The organism is Yinghuangia sp. YIM S09857, from assembly GCF_051388915.1.
Taxonomy (GTDB): domain Bacteria; phylum Actinomycetota; class Actinomycetes; order Streptomycetales; family Streptomycetaceae; genus Yinghuangia.
Genome location: NZ_JBPKBH010000007.1, coordinates 407,291 through 408,779 on the forward strand (window position 1 = coordinate 407,291; position 1,489 = coordinate 408,779).

Sequence of the window (1,489 nt, forward strand, 5' to 3'; positions counted from 1 at the left end):
GGGGTTGGCGAGCGCGCTCGCCTTCAGCCAGGTGTCCCAGTCCGCGTTCCAGTCGCCCCAGCCGTTGCCGTACTTGACCTTCTTCTCGGTGCCGTTGATGACCTCGACCACGTCGCCCGCGGTCACCATGTTGTAGAACTTGCCGGCGTCGGCGGTGCTCATCCCGACGCAGCCGTGCGAGTCGTTGACCTTGCCGAACTTGCCGGCGTTCCACGGCGCGGCGTGCGCGTAGGTGCCGGAGGTCGTCAGGTGCACCGCGTACCGCACGTTCTTCACGTCGTACGCGTCACCGAGGCCGACCGTCTCGGAGTTCATGTCGATGCCGTCGACCTTGTCCATCACGATCATGGTGCCGGTCCAGGTCGGGTACGACGGCCCGCCCGCGGAGATCGGCAGGGTGTGCACGACCTCGCCGTTCTTCTTGACCGTCATCTGCTTGGCCTGGAGGTCCGCGGTCGCCACGATCGAGTCGCCGATCGTGAAGGTGCCGCCGCGGTTCTGCGTGCCGTAGGTGCCGTCCGCCGACTTGGCGCCGGCGAGGTTGGCCTTCCAGGTCACCTTCGTGCCCGGCTTCCAGTACTCCTTGGGGCGGTAGTCCACGCGCTCGTTGCCGTCGTGGTCCATGACCCAGGCCCAGGATCCCTCGGTGGCGGGCTCGGCGACGACGCTGAGGTTGCGCTCGATCGCGGCCTTGTCCTTGACCGGCTTGTTGAACTTGACCGAGATGACCGTGCCGACGCCGAGCTTGTCGCCGGTGTCGGCGTCCGGCAGATAGGAGTACTCGAACGTCTTGTTCGCGGTCACGGTGGTGAAGCTGCTGTTCGCGGTGACCTCGACGCCGTCGGCGTTCGCCGCCTTCGCGGCGACCGTGTACTTGGTGTTGTTCGCCAGCGGGGCCGCCGGGGTCCACTTGGCCCCGTCCGCCGACGTCTTGCCCTCGACGGCCTTGCCCTTGGCGTCGGTGACGGTCACCGAGGTGACCTTGCCGTTGGTGGCGTCGACCGCCAGCGCGCCGTCCGTCTCCACCGACTTCGCGCCGTCGGCCGGGGTGATGGCCACGGCCGCGGGCGGTGCCGCGCCCTTGTTCTTGCCCCCGCCCCCGACCGGGTCGGCCGATATGCCGCCGCCGGTCTCCTTGGGGTCGGCCTTGCCGCCCGACGAGCACGCGGTCAGCAACGCCAGCGGTACGACGAGCAGTCCCGCGGCCAGCCTGGCGGCCCCCGTACGCGATGCTCCTGTGATGCGGGGCACGCGATCCCTCCCTTATCGCTTGCGCAGACCTGCTGCGAACCGTATGCGCTGTTTTTGACGCCCCCTCAGCGCATGGGGTTCCGGATTCCGGAGACAGTCACACAACAGTGACAACTCGCGGAACCGGGGGCGCACCACCCACGCGGGTACGTACGGCCCATGGGGCAATTCGTCCCGGTACGACTGGTCCGACCGAGACTGACCCGAACAGCGAGGCCGGTCACCCGTGTGGGTGACC

General features: G+C 68.4%; 1 protein-coding gene. It reads right to left on the minus strand.

Annotated features, from left to right (window positions below; genetic code table 11):
• On the minus strand, positions 1 to 1,251 hold a 1,251-nt coding region (locus tag ACRX5S_RS18085; RefSeq protein ID WP_436773970.1), incomplete at its 3' end, for a L,D-transpeptidase.
• Between the last annotated feature and the right edge of the window lie 238 nt (positions 1,252 to 1,489).